The organism is Tabrizicola sp. (assembly GCF_041913445.1).
Classification (GTDB): Bacteria; Pseudomonadota; Alphaproteobacteria; order Rhodobacterales; family Rhodobacteraceae; genus Tabrizicola.
The window spans coordinates 71,050-91,538 of the sequence record NZ_JAYSFG010000006.1; the positions used below are offsets into that span (position 1 = coordinate 71,050).

The 20,489-nt window shown below is 65.7% G+C and carries 21 protein-coding genes; 2 read left to right on the forward strand and 19 right to left on the reverse strand.

Translation table 11 applies throughout. The features are described 5' to 3' along the window. Positions 1-23 precede the first annotated feature (23 nt). On the forward strand, positions 24-839 hold the full coding sequence (locus tag ACE3Q6_RS09100) for a hypothetical protein (protein ID WP_374431276.1): 816 nt from the start codon (positions 24-26) through the stop codon (positions 837-839). On the opposite strand, the gene ACE3Q6_RS09105 is transcribed toward ACE3Q6_RS09100, so the two are convergent. Beyond that, positions 836-1,228 carry a hypothetical protein gene (locus tag ACE3Q6_RS09105; protein WP_374431279.1) on the reverse strand — a complete coding sequence of 131 codons (393 nt, stop codon included), beginning with the start codon at positions 1,226-1,228 and terminating at the stop codon, positions 836-838. The genes ACE3Q6_RS09100 and ACE3Q6_RS09105 overlap by 4 nt on opposite strands. 207 nt (positions 1,229-1,435) lie before the next feature. On the opposite strand from ACE3Q6_RS09105, the gene ACE3Q6_RS09110 reads away from it, so the two are divergent. Next, a complete protein-coding gene (locus ACE3Q6_RS09110) occupies positions 1,436-3,121 on the forward strand; it encodes a DEAD/DEAH box helicase (protein WP_374431280.1) in 1,686 nt (561 codons plus the stop codon). 54 nt (positions 3,122-3,175) lie between these two features. On the opposite strand, the gene ACE3Q6_RS09115 is transcribed toward ACE3Q6_RS09110, so the two are convergent. The 18 genes from ACE3Q6_RS09115 to nuoF all read right to left on the reverse strand — a co-directional run bounded on the left by ACE3Q6_RS09115 (position 3,176) and on the right by nuoF (position 20,487). Next, positions 3,176-4,846 carry a ribonuclease J gene (locus ACE3Q6_RS09115; protein WP_374431283.1) on the reverse strand — a complete coding sequence of 557 codons (1,671 nt, stop codon included), beginning with the start codon at positions 4,844-4,846 and terminating at the stop codon, positions 3,176-3,178. Then, complete coding sequence (locus ACE3Q6_RS09120; protein ID WP_374431566.1) at positions 4,843-5,616, reverse strand: type III pantothenate kinase; 774 nt, start codon at positions 5,614-5,616, stop codon at positions 4,843-4,845. Before ACE3Q6_RS09120 ends, ACE3Q6_RS09115 begins: the two co-directional genes overlap by 4 nt. Positions 5,617-5,707: 91 nt before the next feature. After that, positions 5,708-6,454, reverse strand: a complete 747-nt coding sequence (locus ACE3Q6_RS09125; RefSeq protein ID WP_374431284.1) for a biotin--[acetyl-CoA-carboxylase] ligase — start codon at positions 6,452-6,454, stop codon at positions 5,708-5,710. After that, positions 6,444-7,880 carry an NADH-quinone oxidoreductase subunit NuoN gene (nuoN, locus tag ACE3Q6_RS09130; protein ID WP_374431285.1) on the reverse strand — a complete coding sequence of 479 codons (1,437 nt, stop codon included), beginning with the start codon at positions 7,878-7,880 and terminating at the stop codon, positions 6,444-6,446. The genes ACE3Q6_RS09125 and nuoN overlap by 11 nt, the downstream gene beginning before the upstream one ends. Beyond that, entirely contained in the window at positions 7,877-9,430 is a 1,554-nt protein-coding gene (locus ACE3Q6_RS09135) for an NADH-quinone oxidoreductase subunit M (protein ID WP_374431287.1), read from the reverse strand. The genes nuoN and ACE3Q6_RS09135 overlap by 4 nt, the downstream gene beginning before the upstream one ends. A gap of 12 nt (positions 9,431-9,442) precedes the next feature. Next, positions 9,443-11,758: an NADH-quinone oxidoreductase subunit L gene (nuoL, locus tag ACE3Q6_RS09140; protein WP_374431289.1), complete on the reverse strand. Its 2,316-nt coding sequence runs from the start codon at positions 11,756-11,758 to the stop codon at positions 9,443-9,445. Positions 11,759-11,762: 4 nt separating this feature from the next. Further along, positions 11,763-12,068: an NADH-quinone oxidoreductase subunit NuoK gene (nuoK, locus tag ACE3Q6_RS09145; protein ID WP_103258174.1), complete on the reverse strand. Its 306-nt coding sequence runs from the start codon at positions 12,066-12,068 to the stop codon at positions 11,763-11,765. 85 nt (positions 12,069-12,153) lie between these two features. Then, entirely contained in the window at positions 12,154-12,768 is a 615-nt protein-coding gene (locus ACE3Q6_RS09150; RefSeq protein ID WP_374431292.1) for an NADH-quinone oxidoreductase subunit J, read from the reverse strand. Continuing rightward, complete coding sequence (locus ACE3Q6_RS09155) at positions 12,765-13,178, reverse strand: carboxymuconolactone decarboxylase family protein (protein ID WP_374431294.1); 414 nt, start codon at positions 13,176-13,178, stop codon at positions 12,765-12,767. The genes ACE3Q6_RS09150 and ACE3Q6_RS09155 overlap by 4 nt, the downstream gene beginning before the upstream one ends. Next, a complete protein-coding gene (gene nuoI, locus ACE3Q6_RS09160) occupies positions 13,178-13,672 on the reverse strand; it encodes an NADH-quinone oxidoreductase subunit NuoI (protein ID WP_374431296.1) in 495 nt (164 codons plus the stop codon). Before nuoI ends, ACE3Q6_RS09155 begins: the two co-directional genes overlap by 1 nt. A gap of 3 nt (positions 13,673-13,675) precedes the next feature. Further along, positions 13,676-14,713 carry an NADH-quinone oxidoreductase subunit NuoH gene (gene nuoH / locus ACE3Q6_RS09165; protein ID WP_374431298.1) on the reverse strand — a complete coding sequence of 346 codons (1,038 nt, stop codon included), beginning with the start codon at positions 14,711-14,713 and terminating at the stop codon, positions 13,676-13,678. 30 nt (positions 14,714-14,743) lie between these two features. Further along, positions 14,744-15,151, reverse strand: coding sequence for a hypothetical protein (locus tag ACE3Q6_RS09170; protein ID WP_374431300.1), 408 nt, complete (start codon positions 15,149-15,151; stop codon positions 14,744-14,746). A 1-nt stretch (position 15,152) separates the two neighbouring features. Next, positions 15,153-17,162: an NADH-quinone oxidoreductase subunit NuoG gene (gene nuoG, locus ACE3Q6_RS09175; RefSeq protein ID WP_374431302.1), complete on the reverse strand. Its 2,010-nt coding sequence runs from the start codon at positions 17,160-17,162 to the stop codon at positions 15,153-15,155. After that, positions 17,162-17,920, reverse strand: a complete 759-nt coding sequence (locus ACE3Q6_RS09180; protein WP_374431304.1) for a class I SAM-dependent methyltransferase — start codon at positions 17,918-17,920, stop codon at positions 17,162-17,164. The genes nuoG and ACE3Q6_RS09180 overlap by 1 nt, the downstream gene beginning before the upstream one ends. A 32-nt stretch (positions 17,921-17,952) precedes the next feature. Next, on the reverse strand, positions 17,953-18,450 hold the full coding sequence (locus tag ACE3Q6_RS09185; protein WP_374431307.1) for a DUF3291 domain-containing protein: 498 nt from the start codon (positions 18,448-18,450) through the stop codon (positions 17,953-17,955). After that, on the reverse strand, positions 18,447-18,845 hold the full coding sequence (locus ACE3Q6_RS09190; protein WP_374431309.1) for a DUF5333 domain-containing protein: 399 nt from the start codon (positions 18,843-18,845) through the stop codon (positions 18,447-18,449). The genes ACE3Q6_RS09185 and ACE3Q6_RS09190 overlap by 4 nt, the downstream gene beginning before the upstream one ends. 107 nt (positions 18,846-18,952) lie before the next feature. Beyond that, positions 18,953-19,186 (reverse strand): hypothetical protein, encoded by a 234-nt coding sequence (locus ACE3Q6_RS09195; RefSeq protein ID WP_374431311.1) that lies wholly within the window; start codon positions 19,184-19,186, stop codon positions 18,953-18,955. A gap of 5 nt (positions 19,187-19,191) precedes the next feature. Next, positions 19,192-20,487, reverse strand: coding sequence for an NADH-quinone oxidoreductase subunit NuoF (nuoF, locus tag ACE3Q6_RS09200; protein ID WP_374431313.1), 1,296 nt, complete (start codon positions 20,485-20,487; stop codon positions 19,192-19,194). Between the last annotated feature and the right edge of the window lie 2 nt (positions 20,488-20,489).

Consider the following 20,489-nt stretch of genomic DNA (forward strand, 5'->3'; position numbering starts at 1 on the left):
GCGCGTGCAGGGCGGGTGACAGCATGACGGACGATCCTGAGGGGCCTTCGGACGAGCCGACCGAAACCTATGCCGGCGCCCCCGAGAGCCTGATCGAGATCTGGAACCAGCGCAGGCGCCGCCTGAAGCTCGCCGCGCGGGACTGGTTTCCTCCGGCCGACCTGGACCTTGCCCCCCTCCTCTCCGCCCGGATCCCGGCCGACCTTCCCGCGCTGGAAGGCCCGCAGACGCTTCACGCCAAGAAGCTGCACCAGATGCGCGTCGAGCTTCGGGGCAAACCCGAGCTTGCCGCGGTGAACGCCATCCTCATCGCGCATCTGCGCAAGAAGCGCTTTCCCGCCCATGCCCCTGCCCTCTTCCGCCGCATCTGGACCGAGGCGGGGGCGGCCCTCATGCCCGAACTGCCTGGGCGTTGGCTGATCTCCTCGGCCATCACCTTCGGCGACCATGGCGAGACCGAGGCGCAGCGCCGCGTCGGGCTGTCGATCAACATGATCTTCTCGCTGATGAAGCTTTACGAATTCGAGCGCTTCCATTCCGGCCTGGCCGCCGACACGCCCTTTCCGATCCGACACGTCCGCAGGCGACGGCTGCCGCTGGACATGCCGCATTTCAACCTGGCCTCCGGGGGCCTGGACATCAACCTCCTGGCCCAGGTCTGGAACGAGGCGCGGCAGGTGCCGGTGGTCGGGCCTCTCGCCTGCCACCTCCTGCAGCGACTGAACGAGGATCCCGGAACCCTGTTCCGCCGCATCGGGATGATGCGTGCGGACAAGCACCTTGCGCAGCTGGACCGCACCGTTCCGCCCCTCGATCCCTCGGCGGAACCCGAGGCCTAGTCCCCCGCCGCGCGCCAGCCGTGGTCGGGCGACAGCTTGGCCAGTGTCACCCGCCGCGTCGCCGCAGGGGGGCTATCGCAGCCGATGGCGGCAATGCGAAGCCGGACAGGTCCTGCCGGAAAGCCGCGACCCAACCGCACGACGGCAAGCTCTCCCGGGTCAAGCGGCGGCGTCTGGCCCAGGACCACGCCCGCTCCCTCGACGCGAAACCGGACGCGGCGGCAGCCGGCTTCCGGGGCGGCGAGCAGCAGCCCGTAGCTTCGTTGCGCTGAAACCGAGGTAAGGCTGATCGTGGTCGGGCAGGCATTCCAGCCACAAGTCGCAGGATCGGCGGCAAGCGGTGGGGACAGGGCCAGGACGAGCCCGGCTGCAAGCAGGGACTTGGACATAATGCACCATGATGAAAGAACTTTGGTCGGCGAATGTCCGGAACCTTGCAGGAAATGCCGCGAAAACCCAGTGGACCGGGGCCGACTTGACCCTGCGGTGAATTTCCGCTATGCGCCTTCGGCGGCCAAACGGGCCGAGACGCCGGGGCGCCCGGAAACTTGCGTCCCAACATTCATGCGGTCCGATACCGCATTCATAGGACGCTAATGACCAAATTTTCCGACCTCGCGCTGGATCCGCGCGTGCTGCAGGCCATCACTGAAGCTGGCTACGAGACCCCCACCCCTATCCAGGCGCAGGCTATTCCCGAGGCCCTTACCGGCCGTGACGTGCTTGGCATCGCCCAGACCGGGACCGGCAAGACGGCCAGCTTCACGCTGCCCATGATCACGCTTCTGGGCCAGGGCCGCGCCCGCGCCCGGATGCCGCGCAGCCTGGTGCTGGCGCCGACCCGGGAACTCGCCGCCCAGGTGGCCGAGAATTTCGACGTCTACGCCAAGCACACCAAGCTGACCAAGGCGCTGCTCATCGGCGGCGTCGCCTTCGGCGAACAGGACAAGCTGATCGACCGCGGCGTCGATGTGCTGATCGCCACGCCCGGCCGCCTGCTCGACCATTTCGAGCGTGGCAAGCTTCTGCTGACCGGCGTGCAGATCATGGTGGTGGACGAGGCCGACCGGATGCTCGACATGGGCTTCATCCCGGACATCGAGCGGATCTTCCAACTGACCCCGCCGAAGCGGCAGACGATGTTCTACTCGGCCACGATGGCGCCCGAGATCGAGCGGATCACCAAAACCTTCCTCAAGGACCCCGCGAAGATCGAGGTCGCACGGCAGGCCACGACCTCGCTGACGATCACGCAAAGCCTGATCGAGGTGAAGCCGGTCCGGAAGGACCGCAGCTTCGGCGACAAGCGTGCCGTGCTGCGCGCGCTGATCCGCGCCGAGGGCGAGGCTTGCACCAACGCGATCATCTTCTGCAACCGGAAGATGGATGTGGACGTGGTGGCGAAGTCGCTGAAATCGCATGGCTTCAATGCAGCCCCCATCCACGGTGACCTGGAACAGTCGCAGCGGATGAAGACGCTGGACGCCTTCCGCGACGGGTCGTTGCACCTCTTGGTGGCCTCTGACGTGGCCGCGCGCGGGCTGGACATCCCGGCGGTCAGCCACGTGTTCAACTTCGACGTGCCCTCCCACCCCGAGGATTACGTCCACCGCATCGGCCGCACCGGCCGGGCCGGGCGTCTGGGCAAGGCCTTCACCATCGCCGTGCCGTCGGATGACAAGTATCTCAAGGCCATCGAAAGCCTGATCAAGGCGGAAATCCCGCGGGGGGCTCTGCCGGAAGGGTTTGAACCCGATACCCGCGAAGGCAAGCCCGACCAGCGCCCCGCGCGTGAAGAGCGCAAGGGTCGCGAACGGGGGGGCCGGGGCCGCGACCGCGAGCGTCCGGTCAAGGCGCATGACGAAGTGGCGGCGATGGAGCCGCTGGTCGCCACCCCCAAGGCCGAAGTGCCCGACGAGCCGGTCCGCGAAGAACGTCGGGAAGAGCGTCGTGAAGACCGCCGCGAGCGCGAGCCGCGCGGCGACCGGTCCGAGCGCAACGCAGACCGCCGCCGCGATGACCGGGGCGACCGCGCAGAGCGCGGCGACCGCCGCGAGCCGCGCGAAGACCGTCGGGACGACCGTCGCGAGCCCCGCGAGGATCGTCGCGATGACCGTCGGGACTATCGCCGCGACCGCGACCTGGGCCCCGCCGTCATCGGCATGGGCGACCATGTGCCGGACTTCATCCTGCGCAGCTTCGCCCTGAAGCAGGCGACGGCAGACGAGGTTCTGGAAACGATCCCCGACCTGCGCGCGGAAGCGGACGCCCAGAGCGAGTGACCCTTCGCCCTTGGCCCCCTCCCCGGCGGGGAGAGGGCAAAGGGGGGCGGTGTCCTACTCGGCGACCAGGCGGCTGATCACCACGTTGACCTCGGGCTTCTTGCCGATCTCTTCCATCGCGACCTGACGGACAACGCGGCGGATCTCCTCTTCCAGCTTGTCGTCGTCGGCCAGGACCTTGCGCCCAAGGCGGCCGATCACCTCGTCGAGGTCGGCCTCCATCGTCTCGGCCAGCGGGCGTTCGCCCCGGCCGGTGGCCGAAAGGCCCATGAGTTCGACCCAGGGCTCGCCCATCGGGCTGTCGCTTTCGTCCAGGATCAGGGTCACCGTGACATGGCCGTTCAGCGCCATGCGGATGCGGTCCCGGATCACCCCGTCCATCGCGCCGACCATCGCCGTGCCGTCCAGGTAGATGCGACCGGTCTCGATGTATTCTGCCACTTCCGGCACGTCGCCGGTCAGGTTCAGCATGGTGCCGTTCACCGCAACCGCCGCCGCGATGCCGCTTTCGGTGGCGATGCGGACATGTTCCGTCAGGTGCCGGTGTTCGCCATGCATCGGGATCAGCATGTCGGGCAGGACCAACCGGTGGACATGTTCCAGGTCCGGGCGGTTCGCGTGGCCCGAAACGTGGTACTTGCCGTTCTGGTCGTCCAGCACCTGCACGCCCAGCTCTGAAAATGCGTTCCAGACCCGGATCACGTCGCGTTCGTTGCCGGGGATCGTGCGCGAGGAGAAGAGGAAGGTATCGCCCTCCTTCATCTCCAGCCCCAGATACTTGCCCCGGCTCAGCTGCGCGCTCGCCGCGCGGCGTTCGCCCTGGCTGCCGGTGACAAGAAGCATGAGGTTGCGGCGAGGGACTTCCAGCGCCTCTTCCGGCGTAACGGTCTTGGGGAAGCCGGTCAGGACCCCGGTCTCTTCCGAGGCGGAAAGCATCCGCTTCATCGACCGCCCCAGCACGCAGATCGTGCGGTCGGCGGCCCGGGCGGCCTCGGCCAGGGTCTTCAGGCGCGCGACGTTCGAGCCGAAAGTGGTTGCCACGACCATGCCGGTGCAGCTGCGAATGAGCTGGGTCAGCGGTTCGGCCAGCGTCGCCTCGGACCGGCCCTCATGCGTGGAGAAGACGTTGGTGGAATCGCAGGTCATGACCTTGACCGGCTTCTCGGCCACGATCTCACTGATGCGGGCGTCATCCCAGCCCTCGCCCACCACCGGGGTATGGTCGATCTTGAAGTCGGCCGAGTGGAAGATGCGCCCCGCCGGGGTGTCGATCACCAGGGCCGAGCTTTCGGGGATCGAATGCGACACCGGGACAAACTGCACCTTGAACGGCCCAGCCTCGACGACCGCCGGGCGCGGCTCCACGGTGACGATCTGGTCGATGGGCAGGCCCGCCTCCTCGAACTTCATCCGCCCGATGGTGGCGGTGAACTTGCGGGCGTAGACCTTCTTGCCAAGCTCGGGCCAGAGCGGGGCCAGCGCTCCGATGTGATCCTCATGCGCATGGGTGATGAAGATTGCCTCGAGCCGGTCGAGCTTGTCATGAAGCCAGCTTACGTCCGGGAGGATCAGGTCAACGCCGGGCGAGCTGTCCATATCCGGGAAGGTCACGCCGAGGTCGACGAGGATCAGCCGCTCCTTCCCCGGAAGGCCGTAGCCGAAGACATAGGCGTTCATGCCGATCTCGCCGGCGCCGCCGAGGGGAAGGTAGATGAGGCGGTTCATGGATGTTCCTTGTTGTAGTCGTGGATCAGGACGAGGCCGTGCATGGTCAGGTCGTCCTCGATGGAATGAAATAGCTCGGTTCCCTGCGCGAACAGGGAGGCCAGCCCTCCGGTTGCAATCACTTTCATCGGACGGTCGCGTTCGCGCCGCACTTCGCGCACGATGCCTTCGACAAGGCCCACATAGCCCCAATACACGCCGGATTGCATGCAGGCCACCGTATTCGTGCCGATGGCTTTCAGGGGCTTGGCCACATCGACATGCGGCAGCGCGGCGGCGGCCATGTGGAGCGCCTCGAGCGACAGGTTCACCCCGGGCGCGATGACCCCACCGATATAGGCGCCGTCAGTGTCGACGACGTCGAAAGTGGTGGCGGTGCCGAAGTCGACGACGATCAGGTCCCCGCCGTGGCGGTCGAAGCCCGCGACGGTGTTCACCAGCCGGTCCGGCCCGACCGTGGTGCCCTGGTCGACCCTTGGCGCGACCGGCAGCCTGCAATCGGGTTTGCCCACGACCAGGGGACGGCAGCCGAAGTAGCGGTCGCAGAGGACGCGCAGGTTGAAGACTACGCGCGGGACGGTCGAGGAGATGATCGCCTCGGTGACGGTGACCGAGGTGCTGGTCAGGGTCATCAGCGACGAGAGCCAGACGAAATATTCGTCCGCCGTGCGCTTGTGGTCGGTGGCGATGCGCCAGGTGGCGAGGAAGCGGGCCCCGTCCCAGATCGAGAAGACGGTGTTGGTGTTGCCGCAGTCGATGGCGAGAAGCATGGACGGGGTCTCGACGGTTTGGCGGCGGACCGGGGGTTTCACACCCCCGGACCCCCGTGGGATATTTGGGCAAAGATGAAAGCCTGGAGCGTCAGAAGAACACCTCGGCGGCGGGTATGGCAAGGGTTCCGGCCGGGGTGCGGAGGATCAGGTTGCCGGTGGCGTCGATGGTCTCGAAGGTGCCCTCGCGGGTCTCGGTCCCGGTGCGGGCGCGGATGGGTTGGCCAAGGCGCGCGGCATGGGACAGCCAGGCGGCGCGGAGGGGGGCGAAGCCTTCGGTGGTGAAACTGGCCTCCCAAGCCGCGTAGGCGGGGGCGAGGGCGTCGAGAAAGGCTTGGGGCGTGATCTTCAGGCCGGTTTCCTGCAGGAGCGATACGGGAGGCACGGCCCCAGGTTCGACCTGCGATGGGTCCGGCGCGGCGATCAGGTTGACGCCGATGCCAATGCAGAGGGTGGCTCCGGGGGTGTTCAGGCTCTGGGATTCGAGCAGGATGCCCGCGATCTTGCCGCCGTTGCAGAGGACGTCGTTCGGCCATTTCAGCTGGAAACTGCCGGGGAGGCCGGTCAGTTGAACGAACGCGTCGCGCAGGGCCAGCGCGGCGGCGAAAGAGCGAAGCGCCACCGTCTCGGGCGGCTCCTGCGGTCTCAGGACCAGGGTGCCGTGGAAATTGCCCTCCGGGCTCGACCAGGGCCTTGCGCGGCGGCCCCGTCCGGCGGTCTGGACCCCGGCGAGGATCCAGGTTGGTCCCGGCAGGTCAGTAGCCCGCCGGAAGCCCTCGGCATTGGTGCTGTCGATCTCGGGCAGGGTGATGCGCCCTGCCCCGCCGTCACCGGACAAGCGCTTCGGCGGCCTGCGCCGCAGGGGCCTCGATGCCGAAGAGGTTCACGATGCCCAGCACCATGATCGCGGCAACGGCCACCAGCATCCCCCATTGCACCGGGGCCATGCGGCTGTCGACCGGCTCCTGCTCCGCGCCGAAGTACATGAAGTAGACGATGCGCAGGTAGTAGAAGGCCCCAATGACCGAGGCAATGGCTCCGGCCACGGCGAGCCAGACCCAGCCCGCATCGACGGCGGCTTTCAGCACGTAGAACTTGCCGAAGAAGCCGACCATCGGCGGAACGCCCGCGAGAGAGAACAGAAGGACCAGCATGGCCAGCGCCTTCAGCGGCTCCTTCTTCGCGAACTGGTTCAGGCCCGCGATGTCCGAAACCGGGCGGCCGTCACGCTCCATCGACAGGATGAAGGCGAAGGTGCCGACGTTCATCGTGACGTAGATCGCCATGTAGATCATCGTCGCCTGCACCCCGTAGGCGGTGCCGACGCAAAGGCCGATCAGCGCATAACCCATATGGGCGATCGAGGAATAGGCCATCAGGCGCTTGATGTCGCGCTGGCCGATCGCGGCCACGGCACCGAGGAACATCGACACGACGGCGAGAGCCGCCAGCACCTGGCCCCATTGGCCCGGGATGCCACCGAAGGCGTCCTGCACGAGGCGCGCGATCAGCGCCATCGCGGCCACTTTCGGCGCGGTAGCGAAGAAGGCGGTCACCGGCGTGGGCGAGCCTTCGTAGACGTCGGGCGTCCACATGTGGAAGGGCGCGGCGGAGACCTTGAAGGCCAGACCGGCCAGCATGAAGACGAGGCCAAACAGCAGCCCCAGCGGCACGCCGTCCTGTACGGTGGACAGGATACCCGCGAACTGGGTGGTGCCTGCATAGCCGTAGACCAGCGACGCGCCATACAGCAGCAGACCCGAGGAGAGCGCGCCGAGCACGAAGTACTTCAGGCCCGCTTCCGACGACCTGGCGCTGTCACGGCGGATCGAGGCGATCACGTAAAGCGCCAGCGATTGCAGCTCCAGCCCCATGTAGAGCGTGATCAGGTCGGCCGACGAGACCATGACCATCATCCCCACCACCGACAGGGTGACGAGCAGGGGGTATTCGAAGCGCAGCAGCTCGCGCCGGGTCATGTAGTCCTGGCTCATCACCAGGACCGCGGCGGCGGAGAGAAGGATCGTGACCTTGGCGAAGCGCGCGAAGGGGTCGTCGACGAAGAGGCCGTTGAAGACCAGCCTCTCCCCCGCCCCGCCCGCGCCGATGTAAAGCGCCAGCGCCACGAAGAGGCCCGCCGTCGCCCAGACGAGCGTCGCCGCCAGCTTGTCCTTGGTGGTGTAGACCGCGACCATGAGCGCGGTCATGGCGTAGCCCGCCAGCACGATCTCGGGCAGGAGGGTCTGGAAATCGGCGGAAGTCATTCCGAATGTCCTTCGTTCAGGGCCAGGTCGGCGCCCTCAGCGGGCAGCGCGGCCTGGTAGTCGGTGACAAGGGCTTCGACCGAGGGCCCGATGATGTCGGTCACGAGGCTCGGGTAGACGCCGAGGATCAGGGTCATGGCGATGAGGGGGGCGAAGATCGCCTTCTCGCGGCGGTCCATGTCGGTGATGGACTTGAGCGCCTCCTTGATCAGGTCGCCGAAGACGACCCGGCGGTAGAGCCAGAGGGCGTAACCGGCCGAGAGGATGACCCCGGTGGCGGCGACGGCGGCGACCCAGGTGTTGACCTGGAAGATGCCCATCAGCGTCAGGAATTCCCCGACGAAACCGCTCGTGCCGGGCAGGCCCACGTTTGCCATCGTGAAGAACATGAAGACCAGCGCGTAAGCCGGCATCCGGTTCACGAGGCCGCCATAGGCGTCGATCTCGCGGGTGTGCATCCGGTCATAGATCACGCCCACGCAAAGGAAGAGCGCGCCGGAGATGAAGCCGTGGCTCAGCATCTGGAAGATCGCGCCGTCCACGCCCTGCTGGTTCGCGGCGAAGATGCCCATCGTCACGTAACCCATGTGGGCGACCGAGGAATAGGCGATCAGTTTCTTCATGTCGGTCTGCGCCAGAGCCACCAAGGAGGTGTAGACAATGGCGATGGCCGACATCCACAGGACCAGGGGCGCCATCACGTCGGACCCCACCGGGAACATCGGCAAGGAGAAACGCAGGAAGCCGTAGCCGCCCATTTTCAAAAGGATCGCGGCCAGCACCACGGACCCCGCCGTCGGGGCCTGCACGTGCGCGTCGGGCAGCCAGGTATGGACCGGCCACATCGGCATCTTCACCGCGAAGGACGCGAAGAAGGCCAGGAACAGCATCGTCTGCAACCCGCCCACGACCTGGAAGCCGAGGAGGCTGAAGGTCTCGGACCCGAAGTCATGCGCGAGGAGCTTCACGATATCGGTCGTCCCCGCATCCAGATACATCGCGATCATCGCGACCAGCATCAGGACGGACCCGAGGAAGGTGTAGAGGAAGAACTTGAACGCCGCGTAGATGCGGTCCTTGCCGCCCCAGATGCCGATGATCAGGAACATCGGGATGAGGCCAGCCTCGAAGAACAGGTAGAAGAGCACCAGGTCGAGCGCGCAGAAGACGCCGAGCATCAGCGTCTCAAGCACCAGGAAGGCGATCATGTATTCCTTGACGCGCGTCTCCACCCCCCAGCACGACCAGATGGTGATCGGCATGAGGAAGGTCGTCAGCATCACGAAGAGGATCGAGATCCCGTCGACGCCCATCTTGTAGCTGAGGCCCAGGATCCACTTGCGTTCCTCGACGAACTGGAAGCCGGTGTTCGACGGATCGAAGCGGAACAGGATGAACAGCGAGATGACGAAGGTCGCCGTAGTGGTGAAGAGCGCAAGCCACTTCGCCCCCTGCCGCGCCGCCGCGTCGTCGCCCCGCATGAACAGCGCGAGGATGATCGCCGCGACCAGCGGCAGGAAGGTGATGATCGAGAGGAGTTGGTTTTCCATTATGCGCGCCCCTTACTTCGCGCCGCCGAAGAGCGTCATCCAGGTAACCAGGGCAACAATCCCCAGCACCATCGCGAAGGCGTAGTGGAACAGGTAGCCGGACTGCGCGCGGCCTGCGAGGCGGGTGAAGAAGGGGATGATCCCCATCGCCACCCCGTTGATCGACCCGTCGATGACGTTGCCGTCGCCCTTCTTCCACAGGAAGCCCCCCAGCCACTTGGCGGGGCGGACGAAGATCACGTCGTAGAGCTCGTCGAAGTACCACTTGTTCAGGAGGAACAGGTAGAGCGGGCGCTGCTGCGCGGCCAGGCGGCGCGGCAGGCTCGGGTCGCGGATGTAGAAGAGCCAGGCCACGGCGAAACCGATCAGCATCGCGATGAAGGGCGAGACCTTGACCCAGGTCGGCACGAGGTGGGCCGCGTTGATGATCGTGGTCGGCGCATGTTCGGCCTTGGCAGCCTTCTCGGCGTCGAGACGGGTGTCGACCACGGCCTGCTCTTCAGGGCTGAACGGCAGCATCAGGAGCGCGCCCTTGGGAGCGACGCCTGCGGCATGGCCTTCGGCGGCAGAGTGATCCTCGGCCGGAGCGGCTTCGGTCGCGGCGGGTTCAGCCGGTGCGGCCTCGGTGGCAACGGCGGTACCTTCGGCCGGAGCGGCCTCGGTGGTCGCGGTTTCCGTGGTGGCAGCCTCGGTCCCGTGCTCGGCGGCGGCGGTTTCGCCATGCGCCTCGCCATGGGCGACCTGCTCCATCCCGAACCATTCCCGGACGGCGGTCTCTTCCCCGAAGAACACCTTGTACCAAAGCATGCCGGAGAAGATCGCGCCCAAGGCCAGGACCCCCAGCGGGATCAGCATGACCATCGGGCTTTCGTGCGGCTCGTGATGGCCGTGGCCGTGGTCGTCGTGCCCATGCGCGTCGTGGCCGTGGCCGTGTGCGTGCGCATCATGCCCGTGACCATGCGCCCGGCTCTCGCCGAAGAAGGTCAGGAACATCAGCCGCCAGGAATAGAAGCTGGTGAAGCAGGCCGCGACCACCAGGAGCCAGAAGGCGAAGCCCGAACCGACCCAGGCGCTCTCGATCACCGCGTCCTTCGACAGGAAGCCGGCAAAGCCGTAATGCGTGAGCGGGATGCCCACGCCGGTGATGGCAAGCGTGCCGATCAGCATGGCCCAGAAGGTCAACGGGATCTGTTTCCGCAGGCCGCCGTAGTTCCGCATGTCCTGCTCATGGTGGGTCGCGTGGATCACCGAGCCGGCGCCGAGGAACAGCATCGCCTTGAAGAAGGCGTGGGTGAAAAGATGGAACATCGCCACAGAATAGACGCCCACCCCGGCGGCCACGAACATGTAGCCGAGCTGCGACATGGTCGAATAGGCGATCACGCGCTTGATGTCGTTCTGCACGAGGCCGATGGTCGCCGCGACGAAGGCCGTGCAGGCGCCAAGGACGGTGATGAAGGCCATCGCCTGCGGCGCGTATTCATAGACCGGCGACATCCGGCAGACGAGGAAGACCCCCGCCGTCACCATGGTCGCAGCGTGGATCAGGGCGGAGACTGGCGTCGGGCCCTCCATCGCGTCCGGCAGCCAGGTGTGCAGGAAAAGCTGCGCCGATTTCCCCATCGCGCCGATGAAGAGAAGGACACCCACCAGGTTCGCCGCGTTCCATTCCCCCCAGAGGAAGGTGAGGTTGGTCTCGGCCAGCGCTGGGGCGGCGGCAAAGACGTCGTCGAAGCGGATGCTGTCGGTCAGGTAGAACAGCGCGAAGATCCCCAGCGCAAAGCCGAAGTCGCCGACGCGGTTGACGATGAAAGCCTTCATCGCCGCCGCGTTCGCGCTGGCCTTGCGGTAGTAGAAGCCGATCAGCAGGTAGGAGGCGACGCCCACGCCCTCCCAGCCGAAGAACATCTGGACGAGGTTGTCCGAGGTCACCAGCATCAGCATCGAGAAGGTGAAGAACGACAGGTAGGCGAAGAAACGGGCCTTGTAGTGCTCGCCCTCGTGCCAGTTGTCGTCATGGGCCATGTAGCCGAACGAATAGAGGTGGACCAGCGCGGACACGCTGTTCACCACGACCAGCATGATCGCGGTCAGCCGGTCCAGCCGGATCGCCCATTCCGACCCCATCGTCCCGGATTCGATCCAGCGCATGATGACGATGCGCTGCGTCTCGCCGTCGAAGGTCAGGAAGATCTGCCAGGACAGCGCGGCGGCAAGGAAGACCAAAGCGGTGGTGATGACCTGACCGGCACGCTCACCAATCAGCCGCCAGCCGAAGCCGCAGATGATGGCCCCGACCAGAGGGGCGAAGAGGATGATCGTTTCCATCCGGTCAGCCTTTCATCACGTTGACGTCTTCCACCTCGATCGTGCCGCGGTTGCGGAAGAACACGACCAGGATTGCCAGACCGATCGCGGCCTCGGCGGCGGCGACGGTCAGGACGAACATGGTGAAGACCTGCCCCACCAGATCGCCCGAGAAGGAAGAGAAGGCGACGAGGTTGATGTTGACCGCCAGAAGCATCAGTTCGATCGACATCAGGATGACGATCACGTTCTTCCGGTTCAGGAAGATCCCGAAGATCCCGATGACGAACAGCGCCGCGGCCACCGTCAGGTAATGTTCAAGTCCCACCATCTCTCGTTCCCTCTTGGGCTCTACCGGCCCCGATTTCTTTGGCCCGCGGGCCGATTCCGTAGGGTGGGGTTCAACCCCACCTTGATCAGAGCCCCTGCCCCGGCTTGACGTCCTTGAGCTCCATCGCCTTGGCCGGATCGCGCCACATCTGCTGGAGCACGTTCTGCCGCTTGACGTCCTTGCGGTGCCGCAGCGTCAGCAGGATCGCCCCGATCATCGCGACCAGCAGGATCAGGCCGGACAGCTGGAACAGCAGGAAGTAGCGGTCGTAAAGGATCATCCCCAGCGCGCGGGTGTTCTCCATCTCGGTCGGCGCGGGGGCCACGGCCTGGCGCAGACCCTCGGCCCCGTCGGCCACCTGCCAGACGCCCACGCCGATCGCGACCTGCATCAGAAGGACCACGCCGATCAGAAGGCCCAAGGGCATGTAGCGCGCCAGCTCCCCCTTCAGCGCGGCGAAGTCGATGTCGAGCATCATCACCACGAAGAGGAACAGCACCGCCACGGCGCCGACGTAGACGATCACCAGAAGCATCGCCACGAACTCGGCCCCGAGCATCACGAAAAGGCCCGAGGTCGAGAGGAACGCGAGGATCAGCCACAGCACCGAATGGACCGGGTTGCGGCTGAGGGTGACCATCAGGCCCGCGGTCACCGTGGTCACGGCGAACATGTAGAAGGCAAAGCTGAAGACGGTCATGCGTCTTTCTCCTCAGGCGTTTCGGCGAAGACGGACTGGGCCACTTCCAGCGCCTTCTGCATGGCGGGGACGCCGCCGAACATGGACATCTGCCAGATCACTTCCGCGATCTCGCGCTTCGTGGCCCCGGCCGCAAGGCCGTTCTTGATCGTCATCCGCAGCTGCGGCTCACCCACGGGGCCAAGGACCGTCAGGGCCGCGATGGTCACCAGGAACCGGGTCCGCGCATCCAGGCCTTCCGGGTTGAAGGTCTTGCCGAACCACATCTCCAGCAGTTCCTTCGGCATGGCCGGGAAGAACTTCTCCATCGCCTTCGCGTCGAAATTCTCCATGCGTGGGCTGAAAGCCTGGGCCATCTTCTGGCCCTGCTCCATCCAGGCGGAAAACATCTTGGCGAAGTCGTCGGTCATCAGCGATACGGCGCGTCGATTTCAAGGTTGCGGGCGATCTCGGCCTCCCAGCGGGCGCCGTTCTCCAGAAGCTTGTCCTTGGTGTAGTAAAGCTCTTCCCGCGTCTCGGTCGAGAATTCGAAGTTCGGGCCTTCGACGATGGCATCCACTGGGCAGGCTTCCTGGCAGAAGCCGCAGTAGATGCACTTGGTCATGTCGATGTCATAGCGCGTGGTGCGGCGCGAGCCGTCCTCACGCGGTTCGGCGTCGATGGTGATCGCCTGGGCCGGGCAGACGGCCTCACACAGCTTGCAGGCGATGCAGCGTTCCTCGCCGTTGGGATAGCGGCGCAGGGCGTGCTCACCCCGGAAGCGGGGGGACAGCGGCCCCTTCTCATGCGGGTAGTTCACCGTCGATTTCGGCGCGAAGAAGTACTTCATCCCCAGGCCGAAGCCCTTGATGAAGTCCATCAGCAGGAAATACTTCGTGGCGCGGGTCCAGTCGATATTGGACATGGGTCAGCCTCCAATCGCCCAGCGGGCCCAGAAGCCGCCAAGCACTTCGAATTTTGCCAGGAACGCCACGATCACCACCCAGGCGAGCGACATGGGCAGGAAGACCTTCCAGCCAATCCGCATCAGCTGGTCATAGCGGTAGCGGGGGACGATGGCCTTCACCATGGCGAAGAGGAAGAAGAAGAACCACATCTTCGCCACCATCCACCACCAGCCGTCGGCCAGCCCGGGGATCGGCGACAGCCAGCCGCCGAAGAACAGAAGGCTGATCAGCGCGCACATCAGGAAGATCGCGATGTATTCGCCGGCCATGAAGAGGAGGTAGGGGGTCGAGGAATACTCCACCATGAACCCGGCGACGAGTTCCGATTCCGCCTCGGGCAGGTCGAAGGGCGGGCGGTTCGTCTCGGCCAGCGCCGAGATGAAGAACAACGCCACCATCGGCAGGTGCGGCAGCCAGTACCAGTTGAACAGACCCCAGTCCCCGTCCTGCGCGGCGACGATGGCGCCGAAGTTCATGGCACCCGTCGAGATGATCACGCCGATGATGATCAGGCCCAGCGAGACCTCGTAAGAGATCATCTGCGCAGCCGACCGCAGACTTCCAAGGAAGGCGTATTTCGAGTTCGACGCCCAGCCGCCCATGATCACGCCGTAAACCTCCAGCGAGGAGACGGCGAAGACGAAGAGGATCGCCACGTTGATATTGGCCAGGACCCAGCCGTCATCGAAGGGGATCACCGCCCAGGCGAGGATCGCGAGGACAAACGACAGCATCGGCGCCAGGAAGAAGACCGGACGGTCGACGCCCGCCGGAATCACGATTTCCTTGACGACATACTTCAGCGCGTCGGCCACCGATTGCAGCAGGCCGAAGGGGCCCACCACGTTCGGACCCCGGCGCATCTGCACCGCCGCCCAGATCTTCCGGTCGCCGTAGACGAGGAAGAGCAAGCTGATCATCACGAAGCCCACGATCAGAAGGCTTTGTGCCGCGATCAGCACTGCCGTTCCGAACCCCGTGGCAAAGAACCCGTCCATGTCAGTCCCTCATCCTCATTCCGCCCAGTCTTACCGACCTGGTATGCCAAGCCTGTCGCAGTCCGCCACCGCCGCTTCCGCTTCGATGGTGCGCAGGCCCTCGGGCCGGTCGGCAGACAGCAGGTACACCGCATCCCCGATCCAAACCCGCCCGTCCTTCTTCACGATGGTCCGCACCTGGCGTGCGAAGCCAAACCCTTGATCCAGCGCATATTGCGCGGCAGCGCAGCGGCCATAGGCCTCGACATCCGACCCGCCGTCCCCGCCGCGCATGGCGACGGTGACGCTGACCAGGTCCCTGTCGAGGAGGATCGTCGAGACCCCCTCGTAGACCGGCGTCTGCCCACGCTCCTCTGTCACCTCTCCGGCGGGCGCGCAAGCCCCAAGCGCCGCTGTCGCGGTGCCAAGGGTCGCCAGGAGGGAGAGGCGCTGCGCCATGTTACTCCGCCGCAATCGGGGCCGCTGCCCGGGCCTTGGCCATCGCCGAAAGCTCTGCCATCACGGCCGAGGCGCGGGCGATCGGGTTCGTCAGGTAGAAATCCCCAAGCGCATTGCGGAAGGTGGCCTTGGCCGGGGCCTTCACCGGCAAGGGCTGCCATGCGTTCTCGGGCACCTCGTCTATGCGGCCGAGGTGCGGGTGCTGGGCGACCAGCTTCGACCGCAGGGCGGCCAGCGAATCCCACGGGAGCTGCTGACCCACTTCCGCCGACAGCGCCCGCAGGATCGCCCAGTTCTCCTTGGCCTCACCCGGCGCGAACCCGGCGCGGAAGGCGAGCTGGGGACGGCCCTCGGTGTTGACGAACAGCCCGTTCTCTTCCGTGTAGGCCGCGCCCGGCAGGATGATGTCCGCCCGGTTGGCACCCCGGTCGCCGTGGCTGCCCTGGTAGATCACGAAGGGACCCGGCGCGATCTCGACCTCGTCGGCGCCGAGGTTGTAGATCACCTCCACGCCCTCGGTCGCGGCGGCCAGACCGCCTTCGGTCACCGCGCCCACGTCCATCGCGCCCACGCGCGAAGCCGCCGTGTGCAGGACCATGAACTTCGCCCCCGCGCCGGTGGCATAGGCCATCGCCTGGCTCAGGACCGCCTCGCCGTCCGCCTCGTTGATCGCGCCCTGGCCGATGATGACCAGCGTGTTGTCCTTCTGGGTCACGCGGCCCACCAGGTCCACCAAGGCGGCCCGGTCGGTGCCCATGTGCTTGTAGTCATAGGTCAGGTCAACCGCTTCGCCGAACAGCCCAACCATCGCCCCATTGGCCCAGGCCTTGCGGATGCGGGCGTTCAGCACCGGGCTTTCCACGCGCGGGTTGGTCCCGATCAGCAGGATCACCTTGGCAGTATCGATGTCCTCGATCTTTGCCGTGCCGACGTAAGCCGAGCGGTTGCCGATGGGCAGCTTCGCGTTGTCCGTCCGGCACTCGACATGGCCGCCAAGCGATTCGACCAGCGTTTTCAAGCTGTAGGCGGCTTCCACCGGCACCAGGTCACCGACCAGACCAGCCACCTTCTTGCCCTGCATGGCGGCGGCGGCCTTGGTCAGCGCCTCGCCCCAGGTCGCTTTCCGGAGCTTCCCGTTCTCACGCACGTAAGGCACGTCCAGACGCTGCCGACGCAGACCGTCCCAGACGAAGCGGGTCTTGTCGCTGATCCACTCCTCGTTCACGCCGTCATGGTTGCGCGGCAGGAAGCGCATGACTTCGCGGCCCTTGGTGTCGACGCGGATGTTCGAGCCAAGCGCGTCCATCACGTCGATGGATTCGGTCTTGGTCAGTTCCCACGGACGGGCGGTGAAGGCGTATGGCTTCGAGGTCAGCGCGCCCACGGGGCAGAGGTCGATGATGTTGCCCTGCAGGTTCGAATCCAGCGTCATGTTCAGGTAGCTGGTGATTTCGGCATCCTCACCCCGGCCGGTCTGCCCCATCTGGGTGATCCCGGCGACCTCGGTGGTGAAGCGGACGCAGCGGGTGCAAGAGATGCAACGCGTCATCGCGGTCTTGACCAGCGGGCCAAGGTTGAGGTCCTCGGAGGCGCGCTTCGGCTCGCGGTAGCGGCTGAAGTCGACGCCGTAAGCCATCGCCTGGTCCTGCAGGTCGCACTCGCCGCCCTGGTCGCAGATCGGGCAGTCGAGCGGGTGGTTGATGAGCAGGAACTCCATCACCCCCTCGCGGGCCTTCTTCACCATCGGCGACTTGGTCTTGACCACGGGCGCCTGCCCTTCCGGGCCGGGCCGCAGGTCGCGCACCTGCATCGCGCAGGAGGCAGCGGGCTTCGGCGGGCCGCCCACGACCTCGACCAGGCACATGCGGCAGTTGCCGGCGATCGACAGCCGCTCGTGGTAGCAGAAACGCGGGATCTCGATCCCGGCGACTTCCGCGGCCTGGATGATGGTCATTGCGCCATCGACCTCGACCTCGATCCCGTCGATGCTGATTTTCTTGAGGTTGGTCATCAGCTTGCCTTGCCTTCAGCTAAAGTGGTTTGCGCGCCGCCTGCGTCCGTCGCCGCATTGACGAAGGACCGGACGGGGCGATGGGCCGTGCCCTTGTCGAGCACGACCATGGAATCATGGACGTGGATGCCGGTGACCTTGCCCGCCGTCGCCGGATGCTGCACGTCGGCTTCATGGTACCAACGGTGCATGTCGTCAATCATGGCGCGCACGGTCGCATAGAAATTCGCGGCCCGCATGTTGCCGCCGTAGGCGCGCCAGTAGGCGGTGTGCAGGTCTTCGATGATGTAGGTGCCGCCATCCGACAGCCGGGGGAACAAGGTCTCCAGACTGGCCCGGATATGCGCCATCACGTGGCTGCCGTCGTCCAGCACGACATCGACCCCACCCATCTCATCGACCACCCGGTTCAGGAAGTCGGGATCATCCTGCGACCCGATGCGCACCTGAGCATGCTGGCCGTCGAAGCGGGCACAGGTCGGATCGATGTCGATCCCGTAGATCACGGCCTCGGGGCCGAAGAACTTGCGCCAGAGCTCAAGGCTGCCGCCCCCGAAGACCCCTATCTCCAGAAAGCGCAGCGGGCGGTTCCGCCACGGGGCGAAGTAGCGTTCGTAAAGCGGCAGGTAGTGGTGCCACTTGTCGACGCCCTCGCCCTTGTGCTGGGCGAAGATCGAGACCAGGTCTCCGGTCGCACCGAACTTGGCTTCGATGTCGGCGATGATGCCGGCCCGAAGCCCGACGGCTGCGGGCGGCACGAAAGCTGATGTTCTCAGATACCGACTGCTCATCATTCCGCCGCCACTTGTGCGCAGCCGCGGGTCTGCCACAGCCGGGCCTGTTCCAGGTACTTCCAGCCGAATGCATGGTCGCTGTCGCCATGCGCTTGCAGGTGCTTCAGCCGCTCCAGCGCCTCGTCCAGCGTGGGCTTGTGGCCCGCAGGCACCCACCACATCACGAAATGCATCCGGCCCAGCACTTGGAACCACTCGGCCCGCCGTTCATAGAACGCCCGGTGGACGGTGTTGAAGACGAAATGCTCCAGCGTCTCGACACTTTCCCAGACGGTGAGGTTCGACACGAACTGCGGATCGCCGTCGATCTTGGCTTCCGTGTTCCCCGTCCCCGGCTCACCACTGCCTTCCATCATCCAGACGAAGCCCGGCATCCTTTTGCCCAACCCGTTCACCCGGTCGAGCGCGGCCATGAACTCGGCCACGCGCGGGTCGTCGGTGGGGGCCAGAAGGCGCCCCACGTTCAACTCGGCCAGGTGACGGGCTTCGGTCATTTCTTCGACCTCAAGAGATAGCCGATCAGGCTGTTCTTCGCGATTTCCGCTTCGCCGATGGCGCAATAGGCGGCTTCATTGCCCGGTTCGGCGCCCTTGGTCTTCAGCCAGTCCGCCGCTTCGGCCTTGAACTTGGCCTTCTCTTCCTTCGAGGTGACGAAAGCGCGCACCACGTCCGCCTCATACCCCTGCTTCAACGCATAATCGCGCAGCTTGTTCAGCTCGCCCAGCGCGCGGAGATTGCGCGGCTCGATCGTCGGGCAGTTGTCCGCGATGGCGTCGCCGATGAAGCCCTGCAGGAGCTTCTCGCGGATCTCGGGATTCTCGTTGATCGGCACCAGCGCGACGGCGGGCGTGGCGGCAAGGGTCAGGGCGATGAGGATCGTGCGAAGCATGTTGGCCTCCTTGGCTGCTCGTGACGCCCAGATGCGCCCAAACAGCCCTGATAGACCATGACAAAAGCCCTGCTTCAGGCCCTTGTGACCGAAGGTGACGGCATATGTCATGCGCAACCCTCCGGATAGACCCATTCGCCGGTCGACCGGTCGAAGCGGTCGTAGATCGAGACGTTGACCCGCCCCCCGCAGGCCGCATCCGCCGCCTTCCGGGCCAGCGCGCCCTCCCACATCTGGAACGGCTGGCCGCCATTCGAGACCCGCACAGGCTCACGCGACGAAGGCTGGGGAGCCGTCGCCACACAGGCCGCCTGTGCAAGGACCGAAAGGGCCAGCGCCATCCGCATCACTCCGCCGCGACCGCCGAGACACGGCCCGTGCGCTTGGCCTTGATCCGGTCCTCGATCTCGTCCCGGAAGGCGCGGATCAGGCCCTGGATCGGCCAGGCGGCGGCATCCCCGAGAGCACAAATGGTGTGGCCCTCGACCTGCTTCGTCACCGACAGCAGCATGTCGATCTCCTCGACCTCCGCTTCGCCGCGGACCAGGCGGTCCATCACGCGCATCATCCAGCCCGTGCCCTCGCGGCAGGGGGTGCACTGGCCGCAGCTTTCGTGCTTGTAGAACTTCGACAGCCGCCAGATCGCCTTGATGACGTCGGTGGACTGGTCCATCACGATCACCGCCGCCGTCCCCAGACCGGACCGCTGCTCGCGCAGCCAGTCGAAGTCCATGATCGCGTCGTCGCACTGGGCCTGGGTCAGCAAAGGCACCGAGGACCCACCCGGGATTACCGCCTTCAGGTTCTTCCACCCGCCGCGCACGCCGCCGCAGTGACGGTCAAGGAGTTCCTTCAGTGGGATCGACATCGCCTCTTCGACGACGCAGGGCTGCATCACGTGACCCGAGATGCCGAAAAGCTTGGTCCCGGTGTTGTTCGGCCGCCCGAAGGACGCGAACCAGTCCGAGCCGCGGCGCAGGATCGTGGGGACCACGGCGATGGATTCGACGTTGTTCACCGTGGTCGGGCAGCCATAGAGGCCCGAGCCCGCCGGGAACGGCGGCTTCATCCGGGGCATGCCCTTCTTGCCTTCCAGGCTTTCCAGCAGGGCCGTCTCTTCGCCGCAGATATAGGCCCCTGCCCCGTGGTGCAGGTACAGGTCGAAGTCCCAGCCCGACTTGGCGGCGTTCTTGCCCAGCAGCCCCGCGTCATAGCATTCGTCGATCGCGGCCTGCAGCGCCTCGCGCTCGCGGATGTATTCGCCGCGGATGTAGATGTAGCAGGTGTTCGCCCCCATCGCGAAAGACGCGATCAGGCAGCCCTCGATCAGCGTATGCGGATCGTGGCGCATGATCTCCCGGTCCTTGCAGGTCCCGGGTTCGGATTCGTCGGCGTTCACCACCAGGTAGGACGGCCGCCCGTCCGACTGCTTCGGCATGAACGACCATTTGAGGCCGGTCGGGAAGCCCGCACCGCCCCGGCCGCGGAGGCCCGAGGCCTTCACCTGCTCGATGATCGTGTCGCGCCCGCGCTTGATGATCTCGGCGGTGCCGTTCCAGTGCCCGCGCTTCATCGCGCCCTTCAGGCTGCGGTCATGCATCCCGTAGAGGTTGGTGAAAATCCGGTCCTGATCCTTGAGCATTT

What these genes read in the sequence shown, in the direction of transcription:
- ACE3Q6_RS09100 (WP_374431276.1), top strand. Translation starts at nt 24, where the DNA reads ATGACGGACGATCCTGAGGGGCCTTCGGACGAGCCGACCGAAACCTAT.
- ACE3Q6_RS09105 (WP_374431279.1), bottom strand. Translation starts at nt 1,228, where the DNA reads ATGTCCAAGTCCCTGCTTGCAGCCGGGCTCGTCCTGGCCCTGTCCCCA.
- ACE3Q6_RS09110 (WP_374431280.1), top strand. Translation starts at nt 1,436, where the DNA reads ATGACCAAATTTTCCGACCTCGCGCTGGATCCGCGCGTGCTGCAGGCC.
- ACE3Q6_RS09115 (WP_374431283.1), bottom strand. Translation starts at nt 4,846, where the DNA reads ATGAACCGCCTCATCTACCTTCCCCTCGGCGGCGCCGGCGAGATCGGC.
- ACE3Q6_RS09120 (WP_374431566.1), bottom strand. Translation starts at nt 5,616, where the DNA reads ATGCTTCTCGCCATCGACTGCGGCAACACCAACACCGTCTTCTCGATC.
- nuoN (WP_374431285.1), bottom strand. Translation starts at nt 7,880, where the DNA reads ATGACTTCCGCCGATTTCCAGACCCTCCTGCCCGAGATCGTGCTGGCG.
- ACE3Q6_RS09135 (WP_374431287.1), bottom strand. Translation starts at nt 9,430, where the DNA reads ATGGAAAACCAACTCCTCTCGATCATCACCTTCCTGCCGCTGGTCGCG.
- nuoL (WP_374431289.1), bottom strand. Translation starts at nt 11,758, where the DNA reads ATGGAAACGATCATCCTCTTCGCCCCTCTGGTCGGGGCCATCATCTGC.
- nuoK (WP_103258174.1), bottom strand. Translation starts at nt 12,068, where the DNA reads ATGGTGGGACTTGAACATTACCTGACGGTGGCCGCGGCGCTGTTCGTC.
- ACE3Q6_RS09150 (WP_374431292.1), bottom strand. Translation starts at nt 12,768, where the DNA reads ATGACCGTCTTCAGCTTTGCCTTCTACATGTTCGCCGTGACCACGGTG.
- ACE3Q6_RS09155 (WP_374431294.1), bottom strand. Translation starts at nt 13,178, where the DNA reads ATGACCGACGACTTCGCCAAGATGTTTTCCGCCTGGATGGAGCAGGGC.
- nuoI (WP_374431296.1), bottom strand. Translation starts at nt 13,672, where the DNA reads ATGTCCAATATCGACTGGACCCGCGCCACGAAGTATTTCCTGCTGATG.
- nuoH (WP_374431298.1), bottom strand. Translation starts at nt 14,713, where the DNA reads ATGGACGGGTTCTTTGCCACGGGGTTCGGAACGGCAGTGCTGATCGCG.
- ACE3Q6_RS09170 (WP_374431300.1), bottom strand. Translation starts at nt 15,151, where the DNA reads ATGGCGCAGCGCCTCTCCCTCCTGGCGACCCTTGGCACCGCGACAGCG.
- nuoG (WP_374431302.1), bottom strand. Translation starts at nt 17,162, where the DNA reads ATGACCAACCTCAAGAAAATCAGCATCGACGGGATCGAGGTCGAGGTC.
- ACE3Q6_RS09185 (WP_374431307.1), bottom strand. Translation starts at nt 18,450, where the DNA reads ATGACCGAAGCCCGTCACCTGGCCGAGTTGAACGTGGGGCGCCTTCTG.
- ACE3Q6_RS09190 (WP_374431309.1), bottom strand. Translation starts at nt 18,845, where the DNA reads ATGCTTCGCACGATCCTCATCGCCCTGACCCTTGCCGCCACGCCCGCC.
- ACE3Q6_RS09195 (WP_374431311.1), bottom strand. Translation starts at nt 19,186, where the DNA reads ATGGCGCTGGCCCTTTCGGTCCTTGCACAGGCGGCCTGTGTGGCGACG.
- nuoF (WP_374431313.1), bottom strand. Translation starts at nt 20,487, where the DNA reads ATGCTCAAGGATCAGGACCGGATTTTCACCAACCTCTACGGGATGCAT.